The organism is Ilumatobacter sp. (assembly GCF_049588435.1).
Lineage (GTDB): Bacteria > Actinomycetota > Acidimicrobiia > Acidimicrobiales > Ilumatobacteraceae > Ilumatobacter_A.
Genome location: NZ_JBAVYV010000550.1, coordinates 1 through 2245, shown reverse-complemented (window position 1 = coordinate 2245; position 2245 = coordinate 1). Strand labels below are relative to the sequence as shown.

General features: G+C 67.5%; 1 protein-coding gene. It reads right to left on the bottom strand.

What is annotated here, in order from left to right; all coding sequences use genetic code 11:
• Positions 1 to 2245, bottom strand: a 2245-nt coding sequence (locus WBV89_RS20650; RefSeq protein WP_423983212.1) for an error-prone DNA polymerase, incomplete at both ends; no start/stop codon positions are given.

Here is a 2245-nt window from a genome sequence, read left to right as displayed (position 1 = left end):
GCTGTGCATTGATCAGCGCCGCGCAGAACGCTGCGGGTTCGTAGAACTTGATCCAACTCGACGCGTAGACGAGGTAGGCGAACGACACCGAGTGCGATTCGGGGAACCCGTAGTTGGCGAACGCCTTCAGCTTCACGTACAACTCGTCGGCGACGTCACCGGTGATGCCGTTGCCCTTCATCCCCTCGTAGAGGCGGACCCGGAGTGCCTCCATCCGTCGAGCCGACCGTTTCGACCCCATCGCCTGGCGCAGCTCGTCGGCCTCGGCGGGCGTGAAGCTCGCGACGTCGATCGCCATCTGCATCATCTGCTCCTGGAACAACGGCACCCCGAGCGTCTTGGCGAGCGAGTTCTCGAGCAGCGGATGCAGGTAGGTGATCGGTTCCTGTCCATTGCGGCGACGGATGTAGGGATGCACCGACCCGCCCTGGATCGGACCGGGGCGGATGAGTGCGACTTCGACGACCAGGTCGTAGAACTTGCGCGGACGGAGCCTCGGCAGCGTCGCCATCTGCGCTCGTGATTCGATCTGGAACACACCGACCGTGTCGGCCCGACACAGCATCGAGTACACGTCGTCATCCTGGGGGATCGTGGCCAGATCGATCTCGTAGCCGCGGTGCTCGCGCACCAGATCGACCGCGTAGTGCAGCGCCGAGAGCATCCCGAGTCCGAGCAGGTCGAACTTCACCAGGCCGGTCGCCGCACAGTCGTCCTTGTCCCACTGCAACACCGAGCGCTTCTCCATCCGACCCCACTCGACCGGACACACCTCGACCACCGGTCGGTCACAGATCACCATCCCACCCGAGTGGATCCCGAGGTGGCGCGGCGCGTCCTCGACCTGCGCGGCCAGATCGAGGACCGCGCGGGGGATCGAGCAGTCGGATTGTTCGGCGGTCGCCGCGACGTTGCCCCATGCATCGACCTCCTTCGACCATGCGTCCTGCTGACCCGGTTCGTAACCGAGCGCCTTGGCCATGTCGCGGATCGACGACCGCGACCGATACGTGATCACGTTCGCGACCTGTGCGGTGTGGTGGCGTCCGTAGGTCGTGTACACGTACTGGATCACCTCCTCTCGCCGGTCGGATTCGATGTCGATGTCGATGTCGGGTGGGCCGTCCCGTTCCGGCGACAGGAACCGCTCGAACAGCAGACCGAGCGACACGGCGTCGGCGGCGGTGACCCCGATCGCGTAGCAGACCGCCGAGTTGGCTGCGCTCCCCCGCCCCTGGCAGTAGATGTTCTCCCGCCGACAGAACTCGACGAGATCCCACACGATCAGGAAGTACCCGGCGAAGTCGAGTTGGTCGATGAGCGCGAGTTCGTGGTCGATCGTCTTCCAGGCGCGTGCCCGGAGCGACAGGTCCTCGGCCACCATCCCGTTCGCCTCGGAGGCGGGACCCGGCCGCTCCCCGTACCGACGTCCTGCCCCCTCGGCGACGATCCGACGCAGGTGCTCCATCTCGGAGATCGGTTTCCCGTCGGAACCGGCGGGGCATGGGAACGGGGGGAGGTTCGGGGCGACGAGCGCGAGGTCGAAGGCCGCGGCCCGGGCGATCTCGACCGTCGTCTCGACCGCACCCGGATAGCGACGGAAACGGCGGGCCTGCTCGGCGCCGGAACGCAGGTGAGCGCCGGACCCCGATGGCAGCCACGCATCGATGTCGTCGAGGCTGCGCCGCGCCCGAACCGCTGCGAGAGCGGTCGCGAGCCGGCGTTGCGGTGGAGTCGCGTAGTGGACGTTGTTCGTCGCCACACACCCCACCCCGGCCTGCCCGGCGAGTTCGTACAACGCATCGTTGCGGACCGTGTCGGCCGGCTCGCCGTGATCCCACAGTTCGACGAGCACACGGTCCCGCCCGAATGCCTCGACGAGAGCGTCGAGCTCGGTCCGTGCTGCTGCCGCACCGTTCTCTGCCAGCGCGGCGGGGACCGCGCCCTTCCGACATCCGGTCAAAACCCAGCAATGCCCGGCGAGCCCGGCGACGAGATCGTCGAACGCGAACCGAGGAGCACCCTTCTCCCCAGCGAGGTGTCCCTCGCTCAGAACCCGGGCGAGACGGGCGTAGCCGACCGGACCGTCGGCGAGGACGAGCAGGTGCGTCCCGGCCGGATCGGGGGAATGGGAGTCCGGGACGAGGCCGGTGTCGACCTGACTCAGCGTCTCGCTCTCGGAGCGGGCTACCCGACCGAGCCGGAGTTGCCCACGACCAACAGACGTGTCAACTGGGGTCTGACC